The 26,144-nt window shown below is 72.2% G+C and carries 25 protein-coding genes; 15 read left to right on the forward strand and 10 right to left on the reverse strand.

The genetic code is table 11. The annotated features are described in order from the left end of the window. Positions 1 to 59: 59 nt before the first annotated feature. The 3 genes from AC0VY3_RS15025 (at position 60) to AC0VY3_RS15035 (ending at position 2,999) form a co-directional block, all read left to right on the forward strand. Positions 60 to 806 (forward strand): helix-turn-helix domain-containing protein, encoded by a 747-nt coding sequence (locus tag AC0VY3_RS15025; RefSeq protein ID WP_103507370.1) that lies wholly within the window; start codon positions 60 to 62, stop codon positions 804 to 806. A gap of 103 nt (positions 807 to 909) precedes the next feature. Further along, positions 910 to 1,968, forward strand: a complete 1,059-nt coding sequence (locus tag AC0VY3_RS15030; RefSeq protein WP_103507369.1) for an iron chelate uptake ABC transporter family permease subunit — start codon at positions 910 to 912, stop codon at positions 1,966 to 1,968. Next, complete coding sequence (locus AC0VY3_RS15035) at positions 1,965 to 2,999, forward strand: FecCD family ABC transporter permease (RefSeq protein ID WP_103507368.1); 1,035 nt, start codon at positions 1,965 to 1,967, stop codon at positions 2,997 to 2,999. Before AC0VY3_RS15030 ends, AC0VY3_RS15035 begins: the two co-directional genes overlap by 4 nt. An 82-nt stretch (positions 3,000 to 3,081) precedes the next feature. On the opposite strand, the gene AC0VY3_RS15040 is transcribed toward AC0VY3_RS15035, so the two are convergent. From AC0VY3_RS15040 to AC0VY3_RS15050, 3 genes are all read right to left on the reverse strand, one after another. Then, positions 3,082 to 3,609, reverse strand: a complete 528-nt coding sequence (locus AC0VY3_RS15040; RefSeq protein WP_103507367.1) for a GNAT family N-acetyltransferase — start codon at positions 3,607 to 3,609, stop codon at positions 3,082 to 3,084. A 112-nt stretch (positions 3,610 to 3,721) separates the two neighbouring features. After that, a complete protein-coding gene (gene glpK, locus AC0VY3_RS15045; protein ID WP_103507366.1) occupies positions 3,722 to 5,239 on the reverse strand; it encodes a glycerol kinase GlpK in 1,518 nt (505 codons plus the stop codon). Positions 5,240 to 5,266: 27 nt separating this feature from the next. Beyond that, positions 5,267 to 6,112 (reverse strand): MIP/aquaporin family protein, encoded by an 846-nt coding sequence (locus tag AC0VY3_RS15050; protein WP_103507365.1) that lies wholly within the window; start codon positions 6,110 to 6,112, stop codon positions 5,267 to 5,269. A 507-nt stretch (positions 6,113 to 6,619) separates the two neighbouring features. On the opposite strand from AC0VY3_RS15050, the gene AC0VY3_RS15055 reads away from it, so the two are divergent. The 7 genes from AC0VY3_RS15055 (at position 6,620) to AC0VY3_RS15085 (ending at position 13,625) form a co-directional block, all read left to right on the forward strand. Further along, on the forward strand, positions 6,620 to 8,620 hold the full coding sequence (locus AC0VY3_RS15055; RefSeq protein ID WP_258047036.1) for a pre-toxin TG domain-containing protein: 2,001 nt from the start codon (positions 6,620 to 6,622) through the stop codon (positions 8,618 to 8,620). Between the two features lie 35 nt (positions 8,621 to 8,655). Continuing rightward, complete coding sequence (locus AC0VY3_RS15060) at positions 8,656 to 9,354, forward strand: hypothetical protein (RefSeq protein WP_258047035.1); 699 nt, start codon at positions 8,656 to 8,658, stop codon at positions 9,352 to 9,354. A 121-nt stretch (positions 9,355 to 9,475) separates the two neighbouring features. Next, a complete protein-coding gene (locus AC0VY3_RS15065; protein ID WP_103507373.1) occupies positions 9,476 to 10,036 on the forward strand; it encodes an RNA polymerase sigma factor in 561 nt (186 codons plus the stop codon). After that, entirely contained in the window at positions 10,033 to 10,833 is an 801-nt protein-coding gene (locus tag AC0VY3_RS15070) for a zf-HC2 domain-containing protein (RefSeq protein WP_475549781.1), read from the forward strand. Before AC0VY3_RS15065 ends, AC0VY3_RS15070 begins: the two co-directional genes overlap by 4 nt. A gap of 43 nt (positions 10,834 to 10,876) precedes the next feature. Continuing rightward, positions 10,877 to 11,686, forward strand: coding sequence for an ABC transporter ATP-binding protein (locus AC0VY3_RS15075; protein ID WP_475549782.1), 810 nt, complete (start codon positions 10,877 to 10,879; stop codon positions 11,684 to 11,686). After that, complete coding sequence (locus AC0VY3_RS15080; protein ID WP_475549783.1) at positions 11,683 to 13,065, forward strand: hypothetical protein; 1,383 nt, start codon at positions 11,683 to 11,685, stop codon at positions 13,063 to 13,065. Before AC0VY3_RS15075 ends, AC0VY3_RS15080 begins: the two co-directional genes overlap by 4 nt. Continuing rightward, complete coding sequence (locus AC0VY3_RS15085) at positions 13,062 to 13,625, forward strand: hypothetical protein (RefSeq protein ID WP_475549784.1); 564 nt, start codon at positions 13,062 to 13,064, stop codon at positions 13,623 to 13,625. The genes AC0VY3_RS15080 and AC0VY3_RS15085 overlap by 4 nt, the downstream gene beginning before the upstream one ends. Here the strand turns inward: AC0VY3_RS15085 and AC0VY3_RS15090 are convergent. From AC0VY3_RS15090 to AC0VY3_RS15110, 5 genes are all read right to left on the reverse strand, one after another. Next, positions 13,598 to 13,792 (reverse strand): hypothetical protein, encoded by a 195-nt coding sequence (locus AC0VY3_RS15090; RefSeq protein WP_475551682.1) that lies wholly within the window; start codon positions 13,790 to 13,792, stop codon positions 13,598 to 13,600. The two genes, AC0VY3_RS15085 and AC0VY3_RS15090, sit on opposite strands and share 28 nt — an antisense overlap. A gap of 226 nt (positions 13,793 to 14,018) precedes the next feature. After that, complete coding sequence (locus tag AC0VY3_RS15095; RefSeq protein WP_475551683.1) at positions 14,019 to 14,954, reverse strand: ABC transporter substrate-binding protein; 936 nt, start codon at positions 14,952 to 14,954, stop codon at positions 14,019 to 14,021. Positions 14,955 to 14,994: 40 nt separating this feature from the next. After that, entirely contained in the window at positions 14,995 to 15,666 is a 672-nt protein-coding gene (locus AC0VY3_RS15100; RefSeq protein ID WP_103508369.1) for an ABC transporter permease, read from the reverse strand. Positions 15,667 to 15,670: 4 nt separating this feature from the next. Further along, entirely contained in the window at positions 15,671 to 16,321 is a 651-nt protein-coding gene (locus tag AC0VY3_RS15105) for an ABC transporter permease (protein WP_475549785.1), read from the reverse strand. After that, on the reverse strand, positions 16,318 to 17,391 hold the full coding sequence (locus AC0VY3_RS15110) for an ABC transporter ATP-binding protein (protein ID WP_475549786.1): 1,074 nt from the start codon (positions 17,389 to 17,391) through the stop codon (positions 16,318 to 16,320). Before AC0VY3_RS15110 ends, AC0VY3_RS15105 begins: the two co-directional genes overlap by 4 nt. Positions 17,392 to 17,518: 127 nt before the next feature. Between AC0VY3_RS15110 and AC0VY3_RS15115 the strand changes: the two genes are divergently transcribed. Then, positions 17,519 to 19,048, forward strand: coding sequence for an aromatic amino acid ammonia-lyase (locus AC0VY3_RS15115; protein ID WP_475549787.1), 1,530 nt, complete (start codon positions 17,519 to 17,521; stop codon positions 19,046 to 19,048). 40 nt (positions 19,049 to 19,088) lie between these two features. Here the strand turns inward: AC0VY3_RS15115 and AC0VY3_RS15120 are convergent, their stop codons facing one another. Continuing rightward, on the reverse strand, positions 19,089 to 20,186 hold the full coding sequence (locus AC0VY3_RS15120) for a hypothetical protein (RefSeq protein ID WP_475549788.1): 1,098 nt from the start codon (positions 20,184 to 20,186) through the stop codon (positions 19,089 to 19,091). Positions 20,187 to 20,290: 104 nt separating this feature from the next. Then, entirely contained in the window at positions 20,291 to 20,872 is a 582-nt protein-coding gene (locus tag AC0VY3_RS15125; protein WP_103508364.1) for a TetR/AcrR family transcriptional regulator, read from the reverse strand. Between the two features lie 177 nt (positions 20,873 to 21,049). Between AC0VY3_RS15125 and AC0VY3_RS15130 the strand changes: the two genes are divergently transcribed. From AC0VY3_RS15130 to AC0VY3_RS15145, 4 genes are read left to right on the forward strand one after another with little or no spacing between them, the layout of a single operon-like run. Continuing rightward, positions 21,050 to 21,643: a (2Fe-2S)-binding protein gene (locus AC0VY3_RS15130; protein ID WP_475549789.1), complete on the forward strand. Its 594-nt coding sequence runs from the start codon at positions 21,050 to 21,052 to the stop codon at positions 21,641 to 21,643. Then, on the forward strand, positions 21,640 to 22,632 hold the full coding sequence (locus AC0VY3_RS15135; RefSeq protein ID WP_103508362.1) for an FAD binding domain-containing protein: 993 nt from the start codon (positions 21,640 to 21,642) through the stop codon (positions 22,630 to 22,632). The genes AC0VY3_RS15130 and AC0VY3_RS15135 overlap by 4 nt, the downstream gene beginning before the upstream one ends. Next, positions 22,629 to 24,776 (forward strand): xanthine dehydrogenase family protein molybdopterin-binding subunit, encoded by a 2,148-nt coding sequence (locus tag AC0VY3_RS15140; RefSeq protein ID WP_475549790.1) that lies wholly within the window; start codon positions 22,629 to 22,631, stop codon positions 24,774 to 24,776. Before AC0VY3_RS15135 ends, AC0VY3_RS15140 begins: the two co-directional genes overlap by 4 nt. Further along, positions 24,769 to 25,938, forward strand: coding sequence for an XdhC family protein (locus AC0VY3_RS15145; protein ID WP_103508360.1), 1,170 nt, complete (start codon positions 24,769 to 24,771; stop codon positions 25,936 to 25,938). Before AC0VY3_RS15140 ends, AC0VY3_RS15145 begins: the two co-directional genes overlap by 8 nt. The last annotated feature ends 206 nt before the right edge of the window (positions 25,939 to 26,144 follow it).

Here is a 26,144-nt window from a genome sequence, read left to right on the forward strand (position 1 = left end):
CGATCCGAGTACGACATCGTCGGTGACGGACACGACGTATCGCACAACGGGAGGCACGCTTGCCGACGACATCCCTCGGCACGGTGGTCGCCGAGAACGCCATCCGCTTTCTGGGTCACGACACGCACCAGCACGACGAACCCCATCTCGTCTACGTGGTGACGGGCAACGCCCGCCTGACCGCCGACGGCCAGGAGTGGCGGCTCGGGCGGCACGAGGCCGTCTGGCTCGCTCCCCGGGTGCCGCACGCGCTGCGGATCGAGCCGGGCGGCATGGCGCTCGGCCCCTTCCTCGACCCCGCTGACCAGCCACGACGCCGGGTTCAGCCGCTCGGGGCGGTGCCCGCGCTCACCGAGGTCATGACCACCGCACTCGGCGCGGCACCGACCACGCCGGAGCAGGTCGAACCGTTCCGGCAGGCGCTCGGACGCGTCCTGAGAGGCATCTCCCGGCAGTACTTCCCGGTCGTCCTGCCCGTCCATCCAGCGGTGCGCGCCCTCGCCCGAGAGGCCCTGCGCACCCCCTCCGCCACCCTGGAGAGCCTCGCCGAACGGCACCGGATGAGCGCTCGCCAGGTGCAGCGCGTCTTCTTCGACGAGACCGGACTGCCCTTCACACGGTGGCGCAACCGGGCCAGGATGAACGCCGCCGTCGAACACCTCCGTGGCGGAGGTGAGCTGACGGCGGCGGCCAGGGCGGCGGGCTACGCCACCCGGGCCGGGCTGCTGCGCGCGCTGAGCCGTGAGTCCGGGGTGCCGGTGAGCGCGCTCACCACGGACGCGGCGGAGGCGCTCGGCGGCCACTGAACCGGGAAGGCCCGGCCGACGGGGGCCCAGCAGTACATGGACGTCGATCACGCACGGCACTTCGGCCTGTCCGGGTGGCGGGTTGCTCAGGGAGAACAGACAGATGGCACAGGCGCTCGCGAAGACGGCCGCGCCACCACCGACCGCACCGCCGCGGTCGGCGCGTCGCCGCACCCGCCGGCTCGTCGGCCTGGGCGTCGCCCTCGGCGCGCTCCTCGTGGCGGTGCTGCTCAGCGTGGCGATCGGCTCGGCGCTGCTCCCGCTGGACGTGGTGTGGCAGGCGCTGACCGCCCCCGACGGCTCCGCATCGCACGCCACGGTCAGCGGCGCCCGCGTGGACCGTACGCTGCTCGGCATCGTCGTCGGCATGTCCCTGGGCGTGGCGGGAGCGCTCATGCAGGCGCTCACCCGTAATCCGCTCGCCGACCCGGGAGTCCTCGGCGTCAACGCGGGCGCCGGCTTCGCCGTCACCCTGGGCGTCGCCGTCTTCGGCGTCACCCGCATCGAGCAGTACCTGCCCTTCGCCCTCGTCGGCGCCGTCGTCGGGGCGGCGTTCGTCCACCTCGCCGCGAGCGGCGGCCGGGGCGGGCCCACACCGCTGCGCCTCACCCTCGTCGGGGTCGCCTTCACGGCGGTCCTGGTCGGCATCTCCCAGACCCTCGCCCTGATCGACACGGAGACCTTCGACCGGATGCGGTTCTGGGGAGCGGGCACCATCACCGACCGCCCGACGGGCACCGCCGGCGACATCCTGCCCTTCGTCCTGGCCGGGCTGCTGGCCGCCGCCCTCTGCGCCCGCCCGCTCAACGCCATCGCCCTCGGCGACGACGCGGGGCGGGCCGTGGGACTGCGGGTCGGCGCGGTCCGGTGCGGTGTGGCGATCGGGGTGGCCCTGCTGTGCGGTGCGGCGACGGCCGCGGCGGGGCCGCTGATGTTCGTCGGTCTCATGGTGCCGCACGCCGTGCGCTGGATCACCGGGCCCGACTGGCGCTGGATCCTCGTCTACTCCGCCGTCCTCGCCCCGGTGGTCGTGCTGATCGCCGATGTCCTCGGCCGGCTGATCGTGATCCCCTCCGAACTGCAGGTCGGTGTGATGATGCCGCTCATCGGCGCGCCCGTACTGATCATGCTGGTGCGCGGAAGCCGGGTGAGGGAGCTGTGAGCGGGACATTCGTCCTCAGGGCGGGGTCCCTGAGCCTCAGGGCGACGCGCCGCTCGGTCCTGGTGTGCGGGCTGTTGTCGGTCGCGCTGATCGCACTGGCGCTGTGGGCCTTCACGCTCGGCAGCTACCCGCTGAGCCTCGGCGACCTGGGCGCGGTCCTGTCCGGCACCGCCAGGAACAGCGTCCGCACCGTGGTCCTGGAGTGGCGGGCGCCGCGCATCGTGGCCGCCGTCCTGTTCGGGGCTTCGCTCGCCATGGGCGGCGCGATCTTCCAGTCCCTGACCCGCAACCCGCTCGGCAGCCCCGACGTCATCGGCTTCACCACCGGCTCCTACACCGGTGTCGTCCTCACTCTCCTCGCGGGCGCGAGCAGTTACTCGGCGCTCGCGGCGGGCGCGCTCGCCGGCGGGCTCGTCACCGCCTTCGCCGTGTATCTGCTGGCGTTCCGGCGGGGGGTGCGGGGCTTCCGGCTCATCATCGTGGGCATCGCGGTCGGCGCCCTGCTGTCCTCGGTCAACACCTGGTTCTCGGTGAAGGCCGATGTGGACACCGCGTTGAGGGCCGCGGTGTGGGGCGCCGGTTCGCTGAGCGCCATCGGCTGGTCCGCCGTGCTGATGTCCTCCGGCCTGATCGCCGCGGTCGCCCTGGTGGCCCCGTTGGCACAGCGCCGGATGCGCTGGCTCGAACTGGGCGACGACACGGCGGCGATGCTGGGCGTACACGTCGAGCGCACGAAGCTGCTGCTGGTCGTGGTCGGTGTGGCCGCGACCGCCGCGGTGACCGCCGCCGCGGGCCCGATCGTCTTCGTCGCCCTGGCGGCACCGCAGATCGCCCGCCGCCTCACCGGGCGCGGAACCTCCGTGGACCTCGCCGGTTCGGCGCTCGTCGGGGCGCTCCTGCTGCTCGGCGCGGACATCGCGGCGCAGCACGCGATTCCGGGCGTGGTGCTGCCGACCGGCGCGGTCACCGTGTGCGTCGGCGGGGCGTATCTGCTGGTGCTGCTGGTACGCGAGTCCCGCCGGGGGTTCTAGGTGTATTGATCACCACCGTTGACAACGCTCGTGATCAATACACCTGGACAGCTGGGGGAGTACGTGAACCCGGCGGACCGGCTCAGTCGCCGAGGATCCGCTCCCACAGCAGCCCGTCCCGCCAGGCCCCGTCGAGAAGGATCGCGGAGTGCGCGACGCCGTACGGGGTGAACCCGTTGCGGCGCAGCACCCGTTGGGAGGGCAGGTTCTCCAGGTTGGTGGAGGCCTCGGCGCGGTGCAGGCCGAGCTCGTCCGCCATCACCCGGAGCACCAGCCCGACGGCGTTCCCGGCGTGTCCCTGGTTCTGTGCGACGGAGGCGATCCAGTAGCCGACCGAACCGCGGCGCAGATGCGGCTGCGGCAGGATGCCGCCGACGGTCACCTGGCCGATCACCCGGTCGTCGGCGAGCACCACACCCGGCCAGACCGTGCCCGCCCGGTGACCGGCCAACAGGCCCTCGATCCGCTCGGCCTGGCCCTCCGGGGTGAAGTAGTCGGCCGGCTGCGCCGGTTCCCACCGCCGGAAGGCCTCGACGTCCCGTACCCGGTGCGCGGCGATCGGGGCGGCGTCGGCGGGCTCTATCAGGCGGATCCTGGTGCTGCTGGGCATGGCGGTCCTCGTCGCGGTGCGTCGGATGGGACGGCCAACCTATGCGAGGACGCCCCCGCCTCCGCATGTCGGCGGAGGCGGGGGCGCGAGGACCGGGGGAGCGAAGCCCGGATCAGGGGACCTTCACCCAGTCCAGGGTGCGCTCCACCGCCCGCTTCCAGCCCGCGTAGCCGTCCGCGCGCTGCTTCTCGGACCACTGGGGCGACCAGCGCTTCGACTCGTGCCACTGGGTGCGCAGTTCATCGGTGTTCTGCCAGAAGCCGGTGGCGAGCCCCGCCGCGTAGGCGGCGCCGAGGGCGGTCGTCTCGGCGACCACGGGCCGGCTGACCTCGACGCCGAGGATGTCGGACTGGATCTGCATGCAGAGGTCGTTGGCGGTGACACCGCCGTCGACCTTGAGCACATCGAGATGGACCCCGGAGTCCTGCTCCATGGCCTCGACCACATCGCGGCTCTGGTAGCAGATGGCCTCCAGCGTGGCCCGCGCCAGATGGGCGTTGTCGTTGTACCGGGCCAGGCCGACGATCGCGCCGCGGGCGTCGGACCGCCAGTACGGCGCGAACAGGCCGGAGAACGCGGGGACGAAGTACATACCGCCGTTGTCCTCGACGCTCCGTGCCAGCTCCTCGCTCTCCGGCGCCGACTTGATGATCTTCATCTGGTCGCGCAGCCACTGCACCGCGGATCCGGTGACGGCGATGGAGCCCTCCAGCGCGTAGACCACCGGGCTGTCGCCGAACTGGTAGGCCACCGTGGTGAGGAGGCCGTGCTGCGAGCGGACCAGCTCGGAACCGGTGTTGAGCACCAGGAAGTTGCCGGTTCCGTAGGTGTTCTTGGCCTCGCCGGGCTCGAAGCAGACCTGGCCGACGGTGGCCGCCTGCTGGTCGCCGAGGACACCGCCGATCGGAATGGCGGCGCTCAGCGGCCGGGAGGTGCGGGTGGACCCGTAGGCCTCCGCGTCCGAGGAGGGGTTGATCTTCGGCAGCATCGCGCGGGGGATGCCGAAGAAGCCCAGGAGTTCCTCGTCCCAGTCGAGGGTCTCCAGGTTCATCAGCATGGTGCGGCTCGCGTTGGTGACGTCGGTGGCGTGGATACCGCCGTTCGGGCCACCGGTCAGGTTCCACAGGACCCAGGCGTCCGTGTTGCCGAAGATCGCGTGACCGGCCTCCGCCGCTTCCCGTACGCCGTCGACGTTCTCCAGGATCCACTGGATCTTGCCGCCGGAGAAGTACGTCGCCGGCGGCAGCCCGGCCTTGCGGCGGATCACCTCGCCCTGCCCCGAGCGCTCCAGGTTCGCCGCGATGCCGTCGGTACGGGTGTCCTGCCACACGATCGCGTTGTAGTAGGGCCGCCCGTTGCGCGGGTCCCAGACCACCGTGGTCTCGCGCTGGTTGGTGATCCCGATGGCCACCAGGTCGGTCGGCGAGAGGCCGCCGTGCCGCAGGGCGTTCTGCATCACCGAGTTGGTGCGTTCCCAGATCTCCACGGGATCGTGCTCCACCCAGCCGGAGCGCGGCAGGATCTGCTCGTGCTCCAGCTGGTGCTTGGCGACCTCGTTGCCGCCGTGATCGAAGATCATGAATCGGGTGCTGGTGGTCCCCTGGTCCACCGCGCCGATGAAGTCCGCCATGATGTGCCGCCTCTCCGGCCGGTGTCGTCAGTCCTTGGGCGCCGGGATGCGTCCCGGCGGTTCGGGCTCGGCGGACGGCAGGAAGCGTCCGACGAAGGCCTTGTAGAAGCCCGCCCCCAGCAGACCGCCGATCAGCGGTCCGATGATGGGCACCCAGAAGTACAGATTCCCGTACTGGTCCCGCCATGCCCCGCCGTAACCGGTGAGGAAGCTCGCCAGCCGGGGGCCGAAGTCACGGGCCGGGTTGATCGCGTACCCCGCGTTGGTGCCCCAGGCCATACCGATCGCGACCACGACCAGGCCGATGATGAACGGGCCCAGGTTCGCGCCGGGCGGGGTGTTGAGCATGTCCGTGATGGCCATGACCAGCAGCAGCAGGATGGCGGTGCCGATGATCTGGTCACGGAACGCGCCCCACTCGTGGACCGGCAGAGCCGGGTTGCCGTTGGCCGGCAGCGTGGAGAACACGCCTTGCGTCTTGATGGTGTGCCCGGGGTCGGCCTTCGCCAGAGCCTCGCTGTAGTTCCAGCGCACGAGGAGCGCGGCCACGAACGCACCGGCCGTCTGCGCCAGCGCGTAAGGAGCCACCTTGCTCCACGGGAACCCCTTGAACGCGGCCAGCGCTAGGGTCACCGCGGGGTTGATATGCGCCCCGCTCAGCCGCGCCGCCACATAGACGCCGAGCGTGACGCCCAGCCCCCACGCCCAGGCGATGCTGTCGTGGTCCCCGAGCCCGCCGGGCGGATCGGTCAGGGCACCGCCCGCCACCACCTGGGCGACGACACCGCATCCGAAGAGGATGAGGATCATCGTGCCCGCGAACTCGGCGGACAGTTCGCCGATCAATCCGTATTTCTTGCGTAGCTCAGCCATGGAAGCTCGCCCTCCGCCGACGGTGCCGGCTGTCGACTATCCGAGCAGTGTCAGCAGGCTAAGGCGTTTTATCGAAAGGGGCATATCGGTGCGTATGGATGCGGCGAGTGGGCTGGTGCCGACGGCGACGACGCTCGGCTGATCGGGTGGGAAGGGAAGGGTGGCGTCGTCTGTCCGTCGAGGTGCTGCCGGGCCGTCCTGAAGCTGCCGAGACCCGCAGCCGTCGCCGAGACGCGCGTGGTCGGTCCCCACGCGCGTCGTAGGGCTCGTGGCTGCGCTCGGCGTCCGCTGCGAAACCCCGGGGACGCGTCGTAGCGGTTCGGTGAGCCGTAGGTGCTCCCCGTGAAGGGGCGCCACCACGAGGGCGCCACCCATTTCCCGTATCACTTAAGCTACCGTTCGGTAATCTGATGGTTCGTCCATCAGGGGGAATGCGGGATCGCGCCGGGCGAGTCGACCACTCGTCGCGGTGGAGTCCCCTCACGTAGGGCGCACATGTACCACCGGTTGACACTCAGACTGATCACGTTTCTGACCGTACTCACGGTCTTCGTCTCGCTCGGCATGGGAGACGACACGGCGTCAGCCGTACAAGGCATCCAAACGAAGGCCGCTGCGAAGGAAGCGGCGGACAGCCGCGCCGAGAAGCTGGCGGAGATGGTCCGGGCGGCGGCCAGGTACTCCGGCTGCACCGACCGGCCGCTTCTCGAAAAGCCTGCCTGCTACCGGGAGTTCGGCGAGAAGGCCGTCAAGGCCGGCGTCGGCGTCGGACTCTTCGCCTACGGCATGCACGAAGGGCACAAGGACACCGTCCAGCACTTCGGCAACCTGGAGAAAGGGGCCGCCGGGTTCGCCGAACTCAAGGGCATCCTCAAGCAGGACCCGTCGAAGATCGCCGATCCCGCCACCCGGGCCCAGGCCGAGGCGCAGCTACGCGCGGCGCTGAACGGTGCGAAGAAGGACATCGACAAGATGTTCACCGACGTCATCGAGACCATCGGCACCGTTCTGGTCCTGGTCGAATTCGTGCTGCTCATGGTGAATCTGACGCTCACCCTGGCCCAGCTGGTCGGCGACCCCGGATTCCAGAAGGCGGCGAACGGCGTCAGGACCGGTCTGGAGGGAATCGGCAAGGATCTCGACAGGATCAACGCGGGCCTGGCCACGATGGGCGGCGCCCTCGACGACATGAACGGTGCCGTCGACGAGATCAACAGCGGCCTTGGCCGGATGAACCGGGGCATCGCTCAGGCCAACCGCGGAATGGACAAGCTCAATCAGGGCCTTGCCGATTCCAACAAGGCCGTGAAGGACGTCAACAAGCACATTCCCGGTATCAAGAAGGCCGCCGCCAAGCTGCGCGGGCTCCCTGGTGTCGAATTCGACTTCTCCCACATCGGCGACACCTGGAGCTCCGGAACCTCCGGCCTCAGCACCGCCGAACAGGAGCGTCGCATGTCGCTGGTGCTCGATCTGCTGCCCGGCATCGGCGACGGCAAGGGCGTCGTGGAAGCGATCACCGGAAAGGACATGATGACCGGCGAACAGCTGAGCGGCTTCGACAGAGCTCTCGGCGCACTGGTTGTCATGCGCTGGGTCAAGGTGGGCAAGAAGGCGCTGGACGCGAACGACATCCGTGACGCCCGCAAGGGCGTCGACGCCGTTACCTGCAACAGCTTCCCGCGGGGCACGGCCGTGGTCATGGCCGACGGGACGCGCAAGCGCATCGAGGACATCCGACCGGGTGACGAAGTGCTGGCGACGGCCCCGGAAGGCGCCCCGGCCGACATACCCTTCACCAGGGCCCGTCCTGTCCTGTCGAGGGTCGTCACCGCATCCGACACGGAGTTCACCCGTCTCACCACCGACGCCGGAACGGTGACCTCCACCGGTCACCACCTCTACTGGGCGGCCGACCTCCGCGGGTGGCTGCGGGCTGATGAACTGAAGCCGGGCAACCGCCTGCTCGATGCCACGGGCCGCGAGACGACCCTATCGGCGACGGACAGCTTCGTCCGGGAGCAGATCACCTACGACCTCGACGTCAGCGGCATCGACAGTTACTACGTCGGTGTCGGCGACAGCAGCGCTCTGGTCCACAACTGCACCGACCTCGTCAAGGACGCCGGCCGGTTCCCCGGTCTGGCGCACACCCTGGACGAGCATGTCGACGTCGATCTCGAACGGATGAAGGAACTCGCGATCGAGAAGACGCGGAAGAGGGGCCGGCCCACGCCCAACAGCCGCTGGACCGACCGGCAGACCGCCCAGCAGGTGGTGGACTACGCCGTCGCCGGAAACAAGGCGCGCATAGACAAGTGGCTCAGGGAAGGTGCCCGGCAGCCGCTCGAACTCAAGGGTACGTTCGGAGCGAAGAACTCTCTCGGTGACGTCATGACCCACACCGGGCAGCACAGCGAGGCGGGCAACGGCTTTGTGGTCCTCCTGCAGCGCGCGCCCGGTCACAAGCCGGGTGGCTACTACGTCTCCACGGCCTACCCGGTCTGAGCCCGGTGACAGGAGTATGCGTGCACGACCGGACCATGAGCAGCGACGACCTGTGCTTCGACTTCGGACTCACCGGCCTGGGCGGCTCGTTCCACGGTGACTGGGTGCTCTTCGCGGCAGACCAGTGGGACCACATCACCCAGTGGTTCGGGCCCGGCGGAGCAGACAGCGAGAAGCGCCGCCTCCTCCTGGGCGACGACGTCCGGCGGCTGGTGGGGTCCTCCCTCACCGGCGCGGAGCTGAATGCCTTGTGGAGACTGACCGACAGCAACGCTCTCGACGGCAGCCCGGAGATCGGTGGCCAGGAGCGTGACTGGCTGGAACGGACGCTCGCACCTGCGGCCGGGGCGGCCGAGCCGCACCACGGGGGCCCCGGAGCGGAGCCTGTCGGCATCGCGCCCTGCGCCCCGGGAACCGGCGGGCCGGAGACCGACGCGGGTGTTCCCCCGCCGACGTACGAGCACCGGCTGCTGGCCGACGAGGTCACGGAGCTGATCGACCGGCTGGACCCGACGCAGGGCGCGGTCGGCGTCACCCTGTCGCAAGCGCGCGGCGCGCTGAAGCGCTGCGCGGAGGAGGTGTGCAGCGAGATCGCGTTCCGTTTCCTGCTGCACGGCTTCGAGGCGTTCGGGGCCCGTATCTCCGGCGATCTGTACGGCCGGCTGGAGCGGGTCGGCGAGCGGTTCGGATACGGACCGCACGTGGTGGACCGGCTCCACCACCTGGTGGAGTGAGTGACACGGCGGCTCCGGTATCGACCCGGGGCCGCCGTGGCCGTGGACCACCACTCCCCGGACTGTGACGCAGACCACTCCCCGGTGAGAACCCGCGCGCCCCGTCCCGCGTCTGGCCGGTGTGAGACTACGTAAGAAGCGGCCCCCGGAACCGGCCGAGGAACACCTCCTCCGCCTGGTCGCCGACGGAGACCGCGGCGCCTTCGACGAGCTGTACCGGCTGACCTCGCCCTGGCTGGCGGTACGGCTGCGCCGCCGCTGCGCCGACGAGCAGATCGTCGCCGAGGTCATGCAGGAGACCTATCTCGCCGTGTGGCGTGCCGCCGGCGCGTTCGCCGGCAGTGCGGTCGGCGGGAGCGCCGCCGGGTGGCTCTGGACGATCGCGGCCCGCCGCCTGGTCGACGCCTTCCGCCGCCGCGCCCACCACGCCGCACCACCGGCCGCCGCCGCCGAGCACGCCACCGCCCCGGCCGCCGAGGACGAGGCGCTGGCCGCCGACGTCGGCGGGGAGGTCGGGAACGCCCTGCGGACCCTCGCCCCGGAACTGCGCCAGGTCCTCCAGGCCCTGGTGCTCGACGGACTGTCGGTCCGCGAGGCCTCCGTTCTGCTCGATCTTCCCGAAGGCACCGTCAAGACCCGGGCCCGCCGGGCCCGTATCGCGATGAGAAGGGCATTGGCATGAGCGTCGAGCATCCGTCCGACCGGCTGGTCGGAAGCTACGCGCACGGCGACACCGAACTGCCCGCCGACGAACTGTGGGCCGTGGAGGCCCATATGGAACATTGCGCCCCCTGCCGCGGCAGGCTGGCCGGGGCGGCGGCCGAGGTGCCCGCCGTCACCGCCCTGCTGACCGCCGTCCGCAGCGGACTGGAACCGGCCCTGGACCGTTCGACGCCCGCCCCGCGCCGCCGTCGCCGCCCCACGGCCTGGGCCACCCCGGTGATGGGCCCCTGGCTGGCCATGGTCATCGGCGTGAGCGTCGTCGCGGTGCTGCTGGACCGTACCGCCGGCTGGACGCGCGGGGCGCCGCCCGTCCTGCTGCTGGCGCCGGTCCTGCCGCTCGCCGGAGTCGCCGCGGCCTGGTCACACGGCCTGGACCCGGCGTTCGAACTGACCGCCGTCACCCCGCGCGCCGGACTGTCCCTGCTGCTGCGGCGCACGGCGACCGTGCTCGCCGTCGTCCTGCCGGTGCACCTGGTCGCCGGGCTCCTGACCGGCGTCGCCCTCGCGCAGTGGCTGCTGCCCTCCCTCGCCCTCACCGCGACGGCCCTGGCGCTGGGCGGCGTCATCGGCGTCGGCCGCGCCACCGTCGCCCTGGGCGCGCTGTGGACCGTGGCGGTCCTCGCCCCGGCCGCCGCCCTGGGCCGCCTCTTCCTCCTCCGGCCCGAACACCTTCCCCTCTGGGCCCTGGCACTCGCCGCCGCCGTCGGCGTCGTCCTGGCCCGCCGCCGGTCCTACACCACCCCCAAGAGCCTGTGATGACACCCCGAAAGCCTGCGACGCCCCCCGCGAGGAGCAACCGATGACCGTTCCGACCGGCGCGCTCGACACCGCGCCACGCACCTACGTCCACGAGATCCACACCACCGGCCTCACCGTCGAGGTGGGCCGCCGCCATCGCGCCGTCGACGGCCTCGACCTCTCGCTGGGAGCCGGGACCCACGGTCTGCTCGGGCCCAACGGCGCCGGCAAGACCACCCTGATCCGGACGCTCGCCACCGTCCTGCGGCCCACCGGGGGAGACCTCGAACTGTTCGGCCACTCCGTCCGCGACCGCGCCCACCACCGTGAGCTGCGCCGCCGCATCGGCTACCTGCCCCAGGAGTTCGGCTACTACAAGCGGTTCACCGTCCGCGAGTTCGTCACCTACATGGCCTGGCTGAAGGAGATGCCCGCCCGCGACATCCCCGGCGCCGTGCAGCGCGCCGTGGAACGGGTCGGCCTGGCGGACCGGGCCGAGAGCCGGATGAAGGCGCTCTCCGGAGGCATGGTGCGCCGCGTCGGCATCGCCCAGGCCATCGTCAACGACCCCTCGGTGCTGCTGCTCGACGAACCGACCGTCGGCCTCGACCCTGCGCAGCGCCTCCAGTTCCGCGCCCTGCTCCAGGAACTCGGCCGGGAGAGCTGTGTGCTGGTCTCCACCCATCTGGTCGAGGACGTCGCCGCGGCCTGCACCGATGTGGTGCTCTTCGACCGCGGCCGCCTCGTTTTCCAGGGCACCCCGGAGGCGCTGGGCGCCGCCGGAACCGCCGACCAGCCCGGCGACAGCCCGCTGGAACGCGGCTACTCCGCCCTGCTGTCCGGCTCGGACCAGGGAAAGGGCAGCTGGTGAACCTCCGCGTCCTGCGCACCGAACTCCTGCGCTCCGCCGCGCTCTGGTCCGGCCTCACCGTGCTCGTCGCCGGCTTCCTGTTCCTGTTCGCCATCGACGGCAACTGGTGGCGCGGCACGGCCCGATGGACCGGCCAATGGACCTCGCTGGCCCTGTGGACCCGGGTGCTGCTCGCCTATCTGTGGCCCGTGGCCGCCGGAATCGGAGCTCTGTACGGCCTGCGCGACCACCGCTCCCGGATGCCGGAACTGCTGGCCACCACACCGAGGCCCGGCTGGCAGCGCGCCGCGACACCGGCCACCGCGATCGCCCTGGCGCTGGTGGCCGGCTTCGGCGCCCTGCTGGTGTGCGGCGGCGTCCTGGTGGCGCTCGGCCCGACCTCGTACACCCACCTGGGCTGGCTGCCGATCTCGGCGGTCGCGCTGCTCGCCCTGGTGGCCGCCGCGGTGTTCGGCATGGGGGTGGCACGAGCCCTGCCGTCACCGCTGACCCCGCCCGCCCTGGCGGTCCTGTTCCTCGCGGCGAACGTGCTGCTGATGCAGCAGGGCGACAGCGAACTGCCCACCGCCCGGATCGGATCGCATCTGTTCTCGCAGCTCTCACCGGCCGTCGCCGAACCGCGTCAGGCGCTGCTGACCATCACCGGATCGGTGCACCTGGGCCAGAGCCTGTGGTTCCTCGGCCTGCTGGCCACCGGCTTCGCCCTGCTCGGCGCCCGGAACACGCGCGGCAGGCTGCTGTCCGTCGTGCCCGTCCTCGCCGGAGCCGCCCTGGCGCTGCTGGTGCTGCCCGGCGACGCGCGCGGCAGCTACCGCGTCGACCCGGCGGCCGCGGCGCAGGTCTGCGAAGGCCGGGTGTGCGTAACGGAGTTGCAGCGCCCGCGACTGGAAGCGCTGGCCCCGACCGCCGCCCGGGCACTGGACGTCCTGGACACCGTGCTCGGCGACGTGGCACCGCACCGGGTACGCGAGGAGACCGCGCTCCGGGCCGTCGGCGCGGACCGCGGACTCGTCGCCGGATCGGTGCTCGTGAACTTCGAGGACCCGCAGATCGGCGGGGCCGAGGGCGACCAACTGCTGCGCCGGCTCGTCGGCGAGGGCCTCGCGCCGAGCTGCCGGGCACTCAGCTCACGGGAGTTCGGCGGCGACGAGGTGCTCGTGGTGCAGAGCGTGCTGGCGAGCTGGGCGCTCGGTACGTTCCGGCCGATCGAGGCCGATGTGTACGACCGCGGCGCCCACCGCGCCTCCCTGCGCAAGACGTGGAAGGAGTTCTCGGCGCTGTCCCCGCACCAGCAACGGAACCGGGCCGCCGAGGTGCGCGAGGCCGCTCTTCGCTGCGAGTTCACCTGGGCCGAGGAACTGGCCGGGGGAGCGCGGTGACGAACGGGCTCCTGCTGTACGCGCGGTCGCGGCGCGCCCCGGCCGCCACGGGAGCGCTCCTCGCGTCGGCGGCCCTGCTCGGGGCGGCCGCGGCGGGCGACGGCGCCGCCGACCCCCGGCTGACCGTCCTGGCCGTGGCCGCCGCCGTGGCCGGGGCGGCCCCCGGGCTCGGCGGCCAGGACGCCGCCCTGGACCGGACCGCGGCGATCCGCTGGGCTCCGCTCCGGGCGGCCCACCTCCTGCTGATCGCCGCGACCGTCACCCTCGTACTCCTGGCGGCGCAGTCGGCGGGGCGGGAGCCGGTGACGGCGGCGTTCCTGCTCCGGGACGCCGCCGGACTGACCGGACTGGCCGCACTCGGGGCCGTCCTGTTCGGCGCGTCGTACGCCTGGACGCCGGTCGTCGGCTGGCCGGCCATGACGCTCTTCGCGCCACCGGATCCGGGCGGCGTCGCGGGCTGGCTGCAGGCCCCGGCCGGCTCGGGGCCCGCCGCCTGGACCGCCGCCGCACTGCTGGTCGGAGGAGTCACCGCCTACGCCACGACCGGCCCCAGGGCGTGATGAGCCGTCAGTTCTCGTGCGGAGAAGCGAGAGTGCGGAGCGTCTTCTCCGGGATGCTCCGGGTCCCGGCGGTCCAGCAGCCGGTACCGGGCCGCCGGGCCCACGAGGCCCACGATCCAGGAGACGTCCGCGCCCTTCACCCCGAACTGGGCCCGGGACTGGGTCATCTGGGGCAGCCCGAGCTTCGGGCCCTGTGCGGGGTGCACTGAACGCCGTCCCGTGCCGTTCGTCGTCCGGGACGACGTCGACGGAGCGGCGCTCCACCAGGTCTTCAGCCGCCGTGACCCGGCTCCTGGCCCCTCGGTGTGGTGGTGCCGCGGCCCGGTGCTGCCGCCCGGATCTGCTGCTCCCGGCCCGGCCCGGCCCGGATCTGCTGCTCCCGGCCCGGCGCGGCTACTTCTTCTTGATGCCGTGCTTGGCCGCCCAGTCGTTCGCGACGTCCTCGGGGTCCTTGCGGTCCTTGTCCACCAGGCGGTTGAGCTCGGTGAGGTCCTCGGTCGTCAGGACGGACCCGAGGCGGGCGAGCGCCTTGCGGACCGTCGAGTCGGCCTTGCGGTCGGCGATGAGCGGCACGACGTGCTGGCCGGGGATGAGGTTCTTGGGGTCGGTGAGGACGACCCAGCCCTCGGCGGCGATGTCGGTGTCGGTGGTGAAGAGGTTCGCCACGTCCACATCGCCCTTCTTGAGGGCTCCCTTGACCAACGGGCCCGAGGAGTCGAGGGACTTGAACTCCTTGAACTCCACGCCGTAGACCTCCTTGAGACCCACCGAGCCCACCGTGCGCTTCTTGACCTCGGGCGCCGCGCCGATGACGAGCTTGCCGTTGTGCTTCGCCAGGTCGGCCAGGGATTTCAGCCCGTACTCGTCGGCGGTCTCCTTGGTCACGGCGAACGCGTCGGCGTTCTCCGCCTCGCCGTACGGGAGGATCTGCAGGCCGCGCGGCAGCATCATGGCGAGGGCGTTCTGCATCGTGCCCTCCTCCGTGGCGGTGGCCCCGGCGTCGAGGTAGTGCAGCAGCGCGCCCTGGTACTCGGGCAGCAGATCGATGTCACCGCCCTTGAGCGCGGGGATGAGGATCTCGCGGGTACCCAGGTTGGGGCGGACCCTGGTCTTCACCCCGGCCGCTTCGAGGGCGGCGGCGTAGAGGTACCCGAGGACTTGGTTCTCGGTGAAGTTGGCGGTGCCGATCGTGACGCCGTCCTCGCTGGAGCCGCCGCCCCCGCCACCGGCCCCCTCCCCGTCGAGGGAGGTGATGCCGCTGCGGCACGAGGCGAGCGCGGGGACGGTGGCGGCGGCGAAGAGGCCGCCGAGTAGAGCCCTGCGGTTCATGCTGTTCATGCGATTCATGCGGGTCATGAGGGGCTGGCTCCTAGGACTGCGGGGCGGGGCGGTGGCGGAAGAGGACGCGCTGGAGCGCGGAGAGCGCGAGATCGAGGACGACGGCGACGACCGCCACGAGCACGGCGCCTCCGAGCACCTGCACGAGGTCGCGCTGGGCCAGCCCGTCGAAGACGTACCGGCCGAGCCCGCCGAAGGAGACGTACGCGGCGATGGTCGCCGTCGCGACGACCTGGATGAGCGCGAGCCGGAGCCCGGTCATGATCAGGGGCAGCGCGAGGGGCAGTTCGACCTGGAGGAGGACCTGGTGCCGGCGCATGCCCTGGCCGCGTGCCGCGTCCCGCACCTCGGGGTCGACCGCCGTCATTCCGGCGTAGGTGTTGGTGACGATGGACGGGACCGCCAGCGCCACCAGGGCGATGTAGACCGGCCACATCGAAAGACCGCTGGCGAGGAAGACGAGGACCACCAGACCGACCGTGGGCAGCGCCCGCCCGAAGCTCGACAGGTTGATGGCGATGAACGCGCCGCGTCCGGTGTGACCGATGAGCAGACCGACCGGCAGGGCGATGGCTGCGGCGACGAGGGTGGCGAGCAGCGAGTACTGGAGGTGTTCGGCGAGGCGGTGCCCGATGCCGTCGGAGCCGGTCCACTGCTCACCGCTGACCAGCCAGGAGCCGAGGCCCTTGAGGAGTTCGTACATGAGGTCAGGCCCCCTGCTTCTGCCGGCGGGTCCACGGCGTCAGGACGTACTGGAGGGTGACGAGCAGGGCGTCCGCGACGATCGCGAGGAGCAGGGTCAGGACGACGCCGACGATGACGGGGGTGGGGAAGTTGCGCTGGAAGCCGTCGGTGAAGAGCTGTCCGAGTCCGCCGTCGCCGATGTACGTGGCCACGGAGACCAGGGAGATCGCCATCACCGTCGCGATCCGTACGCCCGCCATGATCACGGGGAGGGCGAGGGGCAGTTCGACGGTGAGCAGGGTGCGAAGCGGCCGGGCGCCCATCGCCTTCGCGGCTTCCTTCGTCCGGTTGGGGACGGAGTCCAGACCCTCGACGGTGTTCCGCAGGAGCACGACCAGTGTGTAGATCGTCAGGCCGATGACGGTGGTGGTGCGGGTGAGTCCGGTGACCGGCAGGAGGAGCACGAAGACGGCGATGGACGGAATGGTGAACAGGACGTTCGACAGGCCGAGGAGGAGCCCGCGCAGCCTGCGCACCCGGTGGGCCAGCACGGCCAGGGGGAGCGAGATCAGCAGGCCGAGGAGTACGGCGGTCAGCGCGGCCTGGAGGTGGGAGAGCGTCAGGGTGGTGAGATCGTCGGTGTGGTCGGCTATCCACGACCAGTCGACGCTCATGCGGCCACCGTGCTCGCCGCGCTGTGCACCTGGCCCGCGCGGTCGTGGATGTCCTCGCGGGACGTCACACCGGTGAGGACGCCGTCCGCGTCGACCCGGGCGACCAGGCCGCTCGGCGCGGCGATCGACTCGTTGAGCGCGGAGAGCAGCGAGTCGGTGTCGCGCAGCGGCCGGACGGGTATCTCCGCGTCGCCCTTGCTCTCGCTGTCGCGCCAGGCCAGCGGCCTACGGGCGGAGTCGAGGGCGAGGCGCCAGCGGCCGCCTTCGGGGGCGGGGCCCTGGGCGACCTCTTTGAGCGTCGTCAGCGACAGCAGTTTCAGGCCGCGCTCCGCGCCGAGGAAGTCCGCGACGAACGCGTCCGCCGGACGGGCCAGCAGTTCGGCGGGGGCCGCGCACTGCACGAGATGGCCACCGGTACGGAAGACGGCTATCCGGTCCCCGAGCCGTACGGCCTCGTCGATGTCGTGCGTGACGAAGACGATGGTCTTGTTCAACTCCCTTTGGAGTCGCAGCAGTTCGTCCTGGAGCTGGGTGCGGACCACCGGGTCGACGGCGCCGAAGGGCTCGTCCATCAGGAGGACCGGCGGGTCCGCGGCGAGTGCGCGGGCCACGCCGACGCGCTGCTGCTGACCGCCGGAGAGCTGGTGCGGGTACCGCTTCCCCGCGTCGGCGGCGAGGCCGACCGTCTCCAGCAGTTCCGCCGCCCGCGCCCGCGCCTTTCTGCGGCCCCAGCCGAGCAGCAGCGGTACGGTCGCGATGTTGTCCAGGACGGTCCGGTGCGGGAAGAGTCCGGACTGCTGGATGACGTAACCGATGGAGCGGCGCAGCTCGGCGGCGTCCTGTTCCAGGACGTCCTTGCCGCCCACCCTGATCGTCCCGGAGGTCGGCTCGACCATCCGGTTGATCATGCGAAGCGTGGTCGTCTTGCCGCAACCGGAAGATCCGACGAGGACGGTCACGCCCCCTTCCGGCAGGTCGAGCGTGAGGTCGTGCACCGCGGTCGTGCCGTTCGGGAAGCGCTTGTGGGCCTTGTCGAATTGGATCATGAGGAGTCCCTTGCCCGGCTGCATATCATCATGCAGAGTTCTCGGTGACTGAATAGGTTGTCAATAGGTCGTCGCCGCTCAGGCGTAAATCCCTGGTAACGAGTGGCCGTAGGGCAAGACGAAGCGCCTGATCGAGGAGGAATTGTCACTGATGTCGTCTCATATCTCGGACAGGTTGGCCGAAGACGCCAGTGCGATCGTCATCCTTGACGGCCGCCGACTGATGGTCGCAGATGTCGTACGCCTGGCCGAATCCATCGCCAGGCCCGTTCCGGCGACCGAGGGCATGAAGCGCGTCGAGGACTCCTGGAACGCCGCCAGGGAAATCGCTTCGTGGGGCCGCGTCTACGGCCGCTCCACCGGCGTGGGCGCGAACCGGAATGAGTCCGTGCCCACCGAGGCGGCCGCCGACCACGGTCTGCGCCTGCTGCGCAGCCACGCCGGAGCGATCGGTGAGGAGCTTCCGGCGCGTCAGGTCCGCGCCATGCTCGCCGTCCGCGCCAACCAGCTCCTCGCCGGGGGAGCGGGGCTGCGCCCGACCGTCGTCACCGCGCTCTGCGAGGCCCTGGAGACCGGCGCCCACCCGAAGGTCAACGAATTCGGCTCGGTCGGCACCGGCGACATCGCCGCACTCGCGCAGATGGGCCTCGCCCTGGCGGGCGAACACCCCTGGCAGGGCACGGGAACCGCCCCCGAACCCCAGCCCCTCGACAACAACGACGCCCTCGCCCTGATCAGCAGCAACGCTCTCACTCTCGGCCAGTCCGCCCTCGCCCTGCATGAACTGCGCTCCCTGATCGGGGCGACCCAGGTGGTGGCGGCCCTCTCCCTGATGGCGATCGACGGCAGTTACGAGGCCTACGCGCTGCCCGTCCACGAGGCGCGGCGGCACGCCGGTTCGTACGCGGTCGCGGAGCGGATGCGACTGCTGCTCGGCGCCCCTGACCGCCCGACGCCCCCGCTCGGCCGGATCCAGGACCCGTACGGCTTCCGATGCCTGCCGCAGATCCACGGCCCCGCGCACGATGCGGCGGACGCGCTCGAAGAGGTCCTCGCGGTCGAGATCAACGCGGCCGCCGAGAACCCGCTGATCTCGGCGGACGATATGGCCGCCTACCACCACGGCGGCTTCTACCTCGCCCAACTCGCCCTGTCGCTGGACCACTTCAGGCTTGCGTTGACCCAGGTGGCCCGGCTGTCCACCTCCCGCCTCTCAACGCTCAACGAACCGGGCTTCACCCGGCTGCGGCCGTTCCTCGCGGACGGCGAGCCCGCGTCCTCGGGCGTGATGATCCTCGAATACGCGGCCGGCGCGGCCCTCGGCGATCTGCGGGCCTACTCCGCGCCCGCCTCGCTCGGTCACGCCGTGCTCTCGCGGGGCGTCGAGGAGCAGGCCAGCTTCGCGTCACTGGCGGCGCGCCAGACCCTGCGGGCGTGCGAGGCGTTCCGGCTCGTCGTGGGCTGCGAACTCGTCGCTGCCGTCAGGGCGTTGCGCCAGCGCGAGCTGCGGCTCGACCCGGAGCTGCCGGTCGGCCGCGCCTTCGGGCTGGCGGCCTCGGTGCTCGACGCGGAGGCGGCCGACCGGCCCCTGACGGACGATGTGGCGGCGGCGGCCGGGCTGCTCGACCGGTTCGCCGAGCTGTGGGCGGCCTCGGACCCGGTCGGAGAACCGGGCCCGTAGCCCGCCCCCGTGGCCGGGGGCCCTCAGGGGCGGGTGGTGCTCAGGACCGGGTGGCGATGTCGCAGCCGTCGCCCTCCCGCATCCGCTCCTCGATCGGCGTGCTGCGGTCGTACGGGTCGATCGCCGGGCTGTCGCCACCGTCGGCGGCGGTGCGGTCGGCGAGGAACGCGGGGATCAGATAGCCGGTGTAGGTGTCGCAGCCGCCATTGGTGGTGTCCACCTTGTAGGAGACGAGGGAGAACGTCCCCGGATCGATCACGATCTTCGCCGGGTCGTCCCAGCTGAGCACCGTCTCGCGGCGCACGATGGTGCGCGCGACCTCGTCGCCGTCCCCCGAGGCGCGCATGACCGGGTAGACGTAGGTGACGTCGGTGGTGACCTCCACCGCGCCCTTCTCGCCCTCCCGGAAAGTGATCCGGCCGCGGGTCTTGACCACGTCCCCGGCCGGCCGCACATCGGCGGACCGGAAGCGGCTGAACAGCAGCAGGGGGTCGTTCTCACGGTCGGGCGAGCGGAACGCCTTCTTCAGGTAGTCCTGCACATCCGACTGGTGCGGGTTGATGAGCGCCAGAGCCTTCGCGGGCCGTTCGCCGCGCAGCACGGCGGGGTCGAGGCTGGAGGCGACCAGGAAGTCCCGGGTCCGGTCCAGCGCCTCGCCGACCTCCGCCTCGCTCATCCAGCCGGTCGCCCGCGGGGCGGGCAGATGGATGCCCGCCGCGCCGTCGGCCCACCGCGCCGCCGGGGATCCGGCGAACGGTTCGTCCGGGGTGGGGTGCGGCCCGTCCGCCTCCCGTCCGGGCGGCCCGTCCGGGCGCTCCGACTCCGCGGCGAGGGGCTGGGCGTCCACCGCGTCCCCGCCGTCGAACCAGCCGAAGATCCTGCCGGGGGCGACGGCCACCGCGACCAGCAGGACGACGGCGACCACCAGGCCGAGCGCGTACCAGCTCCGGCCGCTTCGGCGCTTGACCGGCGTGTAGGTCCGCCAGCCTTCCGGCGGGCCGGGCTCCTCCTGGATCCGCCGCGTCACCATCCGGGCCCGTGCCGACGGTTCCTCGGGCGCACCGGGGCTGCCGGCCTCGGCCTCCCTGAGGAAACGCTCCCACTCCTCGTCCGGTATGGACGCCCCGCCCTTGCTCAACCCACCGCTCCCGTCCCCTGTTTCCGCGCCCGGGCCCTCTCAGGTCCGAGCGCCGTACGGGGCATCATCACACGGCCCGCCGACAGTGCCCGGCGGAGGTCCGGTCACCGCCCGGGCGCCCCCACGCGCAGCCCGTCCATGACGAAGTCCAGGAGCCGGCCGGCCCTCGGCTCCCAGTCCTCGTGCGGATCGATCTGCCAGAGACCGGCGATGGCGAGGAAGAAGTCGTCCGGGCTCACCCCGGGGCGGATGGCGCCGATCTCCTCGCAGGCGCGGAGCAGGGTTCCGGCCGCCTCCATGACCGGGGTGGGACCGGGCCTCGCCGGTCCGTTCGGGGCGCTGGTGACCAGTCGGATCGCGTCCGCCAGACCGGCCTTGGTCAGGGCGAACCGGGCGAGGCGGTCCATCCACTCGCGCAGCGCCCGCTCGGGCGGCCGGGTCTCCAGCAGCTCGCACGCCGCTTCGGCGACCTGCTGCATCTCGTAGCGGTAGACCTCCAGGACGAGCGCCTCCCGGTGCGGGAAGTTGCGGTAGAACGTGCCCTGTCCGACGCCCGCCTTCTTGGCGATCACGCTCAGCGGCGCGTCCGCGCGCAGCGTCAGCTCGACCATGGCCACCCGCAGGATGCGCTCACGGTTGCGTTGCGCGTCCGAGCGCAGGGGGGCGTCCTTGTTCGACCGGGTCACGGATCCTCCTCGCGGGTTCATGGCCGAAACCCGTCCTTGTTAACCGGACAGCTGTCCGTTACGTTTTCCAGGCAAGCGGACAACAGTCCGGTTAGGGCTACCTTACTGCCGACCGGGGCGGCCGGTCACCGGTCCACGGCCCGGTACCTCGTCACCTGACACCAGAAAAGGCTGATCATGGCCCCAGCGACCTCGTCGACGTCCAGTGCGATCACCCTGAACATCAACGGCGAGAAGCACCACCTGTCCATCGACCACCGCACCACCCTGCTCGACGCCCTGCGTGAGCGCCTCGACCTCACCGGCACCAAGAAGGGCTGTGACCAGGGGCAGTGCGGCGCCTGTACGGTCCTGGTCGACCGGCGACGCGTCGTCTCCTGTCTCAGCCTCGCGGTCGCGGCCGAGGGGCGCGAGGTCACCACCATCGAGGGCGTGGCCGAGGGCGACCGTCTGCACCCCGTCCAGCAGGCCTTCCTCGACCTCGACGGCTACCAGTGCGGCTACTGCACCCCCGGCCAGATCTGCTCGGCCATCGCCGTCATCGAGGAGCACGCGGCCGGCTGGCCGAGCGCCGCCACCGACGACGTCGGCCCCGAGGCCGGGCCGCCGCCGCTGACACCCGAAGAGATCCGCGAGCGGATGAGCGGCAACCTGTGCCGCTGCGGCGCCTACGTCTCGATCGTCCAGGCCGTCGCCCACGCCGCCCGGGACCACACCGCCGAGGCCCACGCCGACGGCCGGACGGCACACACCGAGGAGACCGTCGCATGAAGGAGTTCGGCTATCAGCGCGCCCACGACGTCACCGGCGCGGTCGCCCTCCTCGCCGCCGACCCGGACGCGCGGTACCTCGGCGGCGGCACCAACCTCGTCGACCTGATGAAGAGCGGCGTGGAGCGCCCCGCCCGCCTCGTCGACGTCCGTGAACTCCCGCTGGACCGCATCGAACCCACGGCGGACGGCGGCCTGCGCATCGGAGCGACCGTCACCAACAGCGACCTCGCCGCCCACCCCGAAGTCCGCCGCCGCTACCCGGCGTTGGCCCAGGCCGTGCTCGCCGGCGCCTCCGGACAGCTGCGCAACATGGCCACCGTCGGCGGCAACCTCCTCCAGCGCACCCGCTGCGGCTACTTCACCGACGTGAGCAAGCCCTGCAACAAGCGGGACCCGGGCAGCGGTTGCCCCGCCGTCGCCGGCGAGCACCACAACCACGCCGTCCTCGGCGCCTCCGGCCACTGCGTGGCCGTACACCCCTCCGACATGGGCGTGGCCCTGACGGCGTTCGACGCCGTGGTCTCCTACGAGAGCGCCGACGGGCAGGGCGAGAGCCCGATCACCGACTTCTACCTCCCCGTCGGCGACACCCCGCACCGGGAGACCGCCCTGCCGCCCGGCGCGCTGATCACCCACGTCAGCCTGCCCGCCGCGCCCGTGGCCGCCCGCTCCCGCTACCGCAAGGTGCGCGAGCGCGCCTCGTACGCCTTCGCCATCGGCTCCGTCGCCGCCGCGCTCGACATCGAGGACGGTCGCGTGCGGGACGCGCGCCTCGCCCTCGGAGCCGTCGCCTCCCGGCCCTGGCGCGCCCGTGCCGCCGAGGCCGTCCTCACCGGCGCACCCGCCGGCGGCGCGACCTTCGCCGCCGCCGCGGACGCCGAACTCGCCGCCGCCAGGCCGCTGCCCGACAACGGATACAAGGTGACCCTCATGCGCAACCTCGTGGTCTCCGTACTCACCGAACTCGCCGAGGGGAACGCCCGATGACGACCACCACGCCGGGACCTTCGGCGGTGCGCGGATCCGTCGGCGTCGCCCACACCCGTATCGAGGGCCGCGACAAGGTCACCGGCGCCGCGCGCTACGCCGGTGAGATCCCCTTCGCCGACCTGGCCCACGGCTGGCTCGTGCTCTCCACCGTCACCCGGGGCCGCATCCTCGACGTGGAGACCGCACCGGTCCTCGACCTGCCGGGCGTGCTCACCGTGCTGCACCACGGCAACGCCCCGCGCCTGCACACCGATTACGTCGGCATGCTCGGCACCCCGCCGGACCCGACCTGCGCCGTCTTCCAGAACGACCGGGTGCCGTTCGCCGGCTGGCCGGTCGCGCTGGTCGTCGCCGAGACCCCCGAGCAGGCCCGGGAGGCCGCCGAGGCGCTCGTGGTGACGTACGACCAGGAGCCGCACGACACCGCGCTCGTCGACGGCCACCCCGGCGCCTACCCCGCCGCCGGCCATATGCCCGCCGAGACGGAGAAGGGTGACCTGGACGCACAACTGGCCGCCTCCGCCTTCGTGGTGGACGCGCGGTACACCACCCCCGAAGAGCAGCACAGCATGATGGAGCCGCACGCGGCGACCGCCCGGTGGGAGGGCGGCCGGCTGGAGGTCGTCGACTCCAACCAGGGCGCCGGCTGGGTCCAGGGCGAGCTGGCCACGATGTTCTCGCTCGACCCGTCCTCGGTCCGGGTGCGCTCCGAGCACATCGGCGGCGGCTTCGGCAGCAAGGGCCTGCGCGCCCACCAGGTGTCCGCCGTGATGGCCGCCACCGCCCTCCAGCGCCCGGTACGCGTGGTCCTGACCCGGCGTCAGACGTTCTCGCTGGGCGGCTACCGCAGCCCCACCACCCAGCGGGTCAGGCTCGGCGCGGCCCCCGACGGCCGGCTGCTGGCCCTGGAGCACCGCTCGCTGAACCAGAGCTCCACGGTGTACGAGTTCGTCGAGCCGAGCGCGGGCGTCGCCCGGGTGCTGTACGACGCCGACGCCCACCGCACCGCCAACCACGTCGTCCGGCTCGATGTGCCGTCCCCGACCTGGATGCGCGCACCGGGGGAGGCCCCGGGGTCGTTCGCGATCGAGGCGGCCCTCGACGAACTCGCCGAACGCAGCGGCGTCGACCCGATCGAACTGCGCCTGCGCAACGAACCGGCCGTCGGCCCCGTCTCGGGGCTCCCGTTCAGCAGCCACAACCTCACGGCCTGCTTCCGCGAGGGCGCCCGCAGGTTCGGCTGGGCGGACCGCGATCCGAGCCCCGGCACCCGCCGGGACGGGCGCTGGCTGCTGGGCACCGGCACGGCGGCGGCCTCCTTCGGCGCGGGCGCGGCCCCGTCCACGGCCCTGGTCACGGCGGAGGCGGACGGCTCCTTCACCGTACGGATCGCCGCCGCCGACATCGGCACCGGAGCCCGCACCGCCCTCACCCTGATCGCCGCCGACGCTCTGGAGACCACACCCGATCGGGTCCGGGTCCGCATCGGCGACAGCGATTTCGGCCCCGCGATGATCGCGGGCGGCTCGATGGGCACCCGCTCCTGGGCCTGGGCGGTCACGGCGGCCGCCGCGGAACTGCGCGAGCGGCTCGCGGTGACCACGTCCGTCCCCCCGGAGGGGATCACCGTGCGGTCCGACACCACCGAGGCCCTCGGCGCCCTCGCGCAGAAGGAACGGCACTCCTTCGGGGCACAGTTCGCCGAGGTCGCCGTCGACACCGCCACCGGCGAGGTCCGGGTGCGGCGCATGCTGGGCATCTTCGCGGCGGGCCGGATCGTCAACCCGCTCACCGCCCGCAACCAGCTCGTCGGCGGCATGACCTGGGGCATCTCCATGGCCCTGCACGAGGAGGCGGTCCGCGACCGGAACACCGGCGGCCACTACGCCCCCGATCTCGCCGGCTACCACGTGGCCACACACGCCGACGTCCCGGACATCGAGGTGGACTGGGTGGACGACCACGACCCGGACGACCCGGTCGGCATCAAGGGCGTAGGGGAGATCGGCATCGTGGGCGCGGCGGCGGCCGTGGCCAACGCGGTCTGGCACGCCACCGGCGTACGCCACCGGGATCTGCCGATCCGCCCCGACCGGATCCTCACGGCGGCCCCCACGGGCGGGGGAGCCGTGGATGCTTGACATCGCCGGCGAGCTGCACCGATGGATGGCGGATGGCCGGGAGTTCGCCGTCGGCACCGTCGTCTCCGTCGGCGGCAGCGCGCCGCGCGGGCCCGGCGCCGCCCTCGCCGTCGACAGCGAGGGCACGGCGATCGGCTCGGTCTCCGGCGGTTGTGTGGAGGGAGCGGTCTACGAACTGTGCGAGCGGGCCCTCCAGGACGGCGCGACCGTGCGCGAACAGTTCGGCTACAGCGACGAGGACGCCTTCGCCGTCGGGCTGACCTGCGGCGGGGTCATCGACATCATGATCACGCCGGTCCGCGCCGGCTCACCGGAACGGGAGGTGCTGCGGGCCGCGCTGACCGCCGCGGTCTCCGGCGAGGCGGCCGCCCTCGCCCGGGTGGTGCGCGGCCCGGACGAACTCCTCGGGCGGTCCCTGCTGGTCCGTGCCGACGGCCGCCGGCAGGGCGGGCTCGGGGGCCACCCGGAGCTGGACCGTACGGCGGCGGCCGAGGCCTCGGCCCTGCTCGACGCGGGCCGGACCGGCACCGTCACCCTCGCCGAGGACGGATCGCACTGCCCCGGCGGACTCACCCTGCTCGTCGAGAGCAGCGTGCCGCCGCCCCGCATGATCGTTTTCGGTGCGGTCGACTTCGCCGCCGCGCTGGTACGGGCCGGGAAGTTCCTGGGCCACCATGTGACGGTGTGCGACGCCCGGCCCGTCTTCGCCACCCGGGCCCGCTTCCCCGAGGCGGACGAGGTCGTCGTCGACTGGCCGCACCGCTATCTGCGGCGCACCCCGACCGACGCGCGCACCGTGCTCTGCGTGCTCACGCACGAGGCCCGGTTCGATGTGCCGCTGCTGGTGGAGGCGTTGCGGATGCCCGCCGCGTTCGTCGGGGCGATGGGGTCGCGCCGGACCCACGAGGACCGGACGCGGCGGCTGCGCGAGGCGGGCCTGGGCGAGGACGAACTGGACCGCCTGCGTTCGCCCATCGGCCTGGACATCGGAGCCCGTACGCCCGAGGAGACGGCCCTGTCCATCGCGGCGGAGATCGTCGCGGCCCGGCGCGGCGGCACGGGCGCGCCGCTGACCGGCGGCGCGGACCCCATCCACCGGGAGCCCCAGCGGGATCCTGACCGGGAGCCCCGCCAGGAGTCGCCGGCCGTCGGTCCGCGCTGAGTCCGTCGCGGATCTCGGCGACGACGGCCGCGACGACCTCGTCGAACTGCTCGTCCGCGCCGGGCAGCGGCAGCGCGGCGGCCTCCCGGAGCGTCGGAATGTCCAGATCGGCGTGTGCCGCGAGCCAGTGGCCGGGGACGATCGCGTTCCGGTCGTCCCCGGCCCGGTCGGCGGGGTGTCCTCGTCCAGGGAGACCAGCAGGGCGC

This window comes from Streptomyces sp. iso_384, from assembly GCF_056172905.1.

Excerpts from the sequence above, each read along its gene's own strand:
- AC0VY3_RS15030 (WP_103507369.1), top strand. The coding sequence starts at position 910 with ATGGCACAGGCGCTCGCGAAGACGGCCGCGCCACCACCGACCGCACCG.
- AC0VY3_RS15040 (WP_103507367.1), bottom strand. The coding sequence starts at position 3,609 with ATGCCCAGCAGCACCAGGATCCGCCTGATAGAGCCCGCCGACGCCGCC.
- glpK (WP_103507366.1), bottom strand. The coding sequence starts at position 5,239 with ATGGCGGACTTCATCGGCGCGGTGGACCAGGGGACCACCAGCACCCGA.
- AC0VY3_RS15050 (WP_103507365.1), bottom strand. The coding sequence starts at position 6,112 with ATGGCTGAGCTACGCAAGAAATACGGATTGATCGGCGAACTGTCCGCC.
- AC0VY3_RS15060 (WP_258047035.1), top strand. The coding sequence starts at position 8,656 with ATGAGCAGCGACGACCTGTGCTTCGACTTCGGACTCACCGGCCTGGGC.
- AC0VY3_RS15070 (WP_475549781.1), top strand. The coding sequence starts at position 10,033 with ATGAGCGTCGAGCATCCGTCCGACCGGCTGGTCGGAAGCTACGCGCAC.
- AC0VY3_RS15075 (WP_475549782.1), top strand. The coding sequence starts at position 10,877 with ATGACCGTTCCGACCGGCGCGCTCGACACCGCGCCACGCACCTACGTC.
- AC0VY3_RS15090 (WP_475551682.1), bottom strand. The coding sequence starts at position 13,792 with ATGACCCAGTCCCGGGCCCAGTTCGGGGTGAAGGGCGCGGACGTCTCC.
- AC0VY3_RS15095 (WP_475551683.1), bottom strand. The coding sequence starts at position 14,954 with ATGAACCGCAGGGCTCTACTCGGCGGCCTCTTCGCCGCCGCCACCGTC.
- AC0VY3_RS15100 (WP_103508369.1), bottom strand. The coding sequence starts at position 15,666 with ATGTACGAACTCCTCAAGGGCCTCGGCTCCTGGCTGGTCAGCGGTGAG.
- AC0VY3_RS15105 (WP_475549785.1), bottom strand. The coding sequence starts at position 16,321 with ATGAGCGTCGACTGGTCGTGGATAGCCGACCACACCGACGATCTCACC.
- AC0VY3_RS15110 (WP_475549786.1), bottom strand. The coding sequence starts at position 17,391 with ATGCAGCCGGGCAAGGGACTCCTCATGATCCAATTCGACAAGGCCCAC.
- AC0VY3_RS15115 (WP_475549787.1), top strand. The coding sequence starts at position 17,519 with ATGTCGTCTCATATCTCGGACAGGTTGGCCGAAGACGCCAGTGCGATC.
- AC0VY3_RS15130 (WP_475549789.1), top strand. The coding sequence starts at position 21,050 with ATGGCCCCAGCGACCTCGTCGACGTCCAGTGCGATCACCCTGAACATC.
- AC0VY3_RS15135 (WP_103508362.1), top strand. The coding sequence starts at position 21,640 with ATGAAGGAGTTCGGCTATCAGCGCGCCCACGACGTCACCGGCGCGGTC.
- AC0VY3_RS15140 (WP_475549790.1), top strand. The coding sequence starts at position 22,629 with ATGACGACCACCACGCCGGGACCTTCGGCGGTGCGCGGATCCGTCGGC.
- AC0VY3_RS15145 (WP_103508360.1), top strand. The coding sequence starts at position 24,769 with ATGCTTGACATCGCCGGCGAGCTGCACCGATGGATGGCGGATGGCCGG.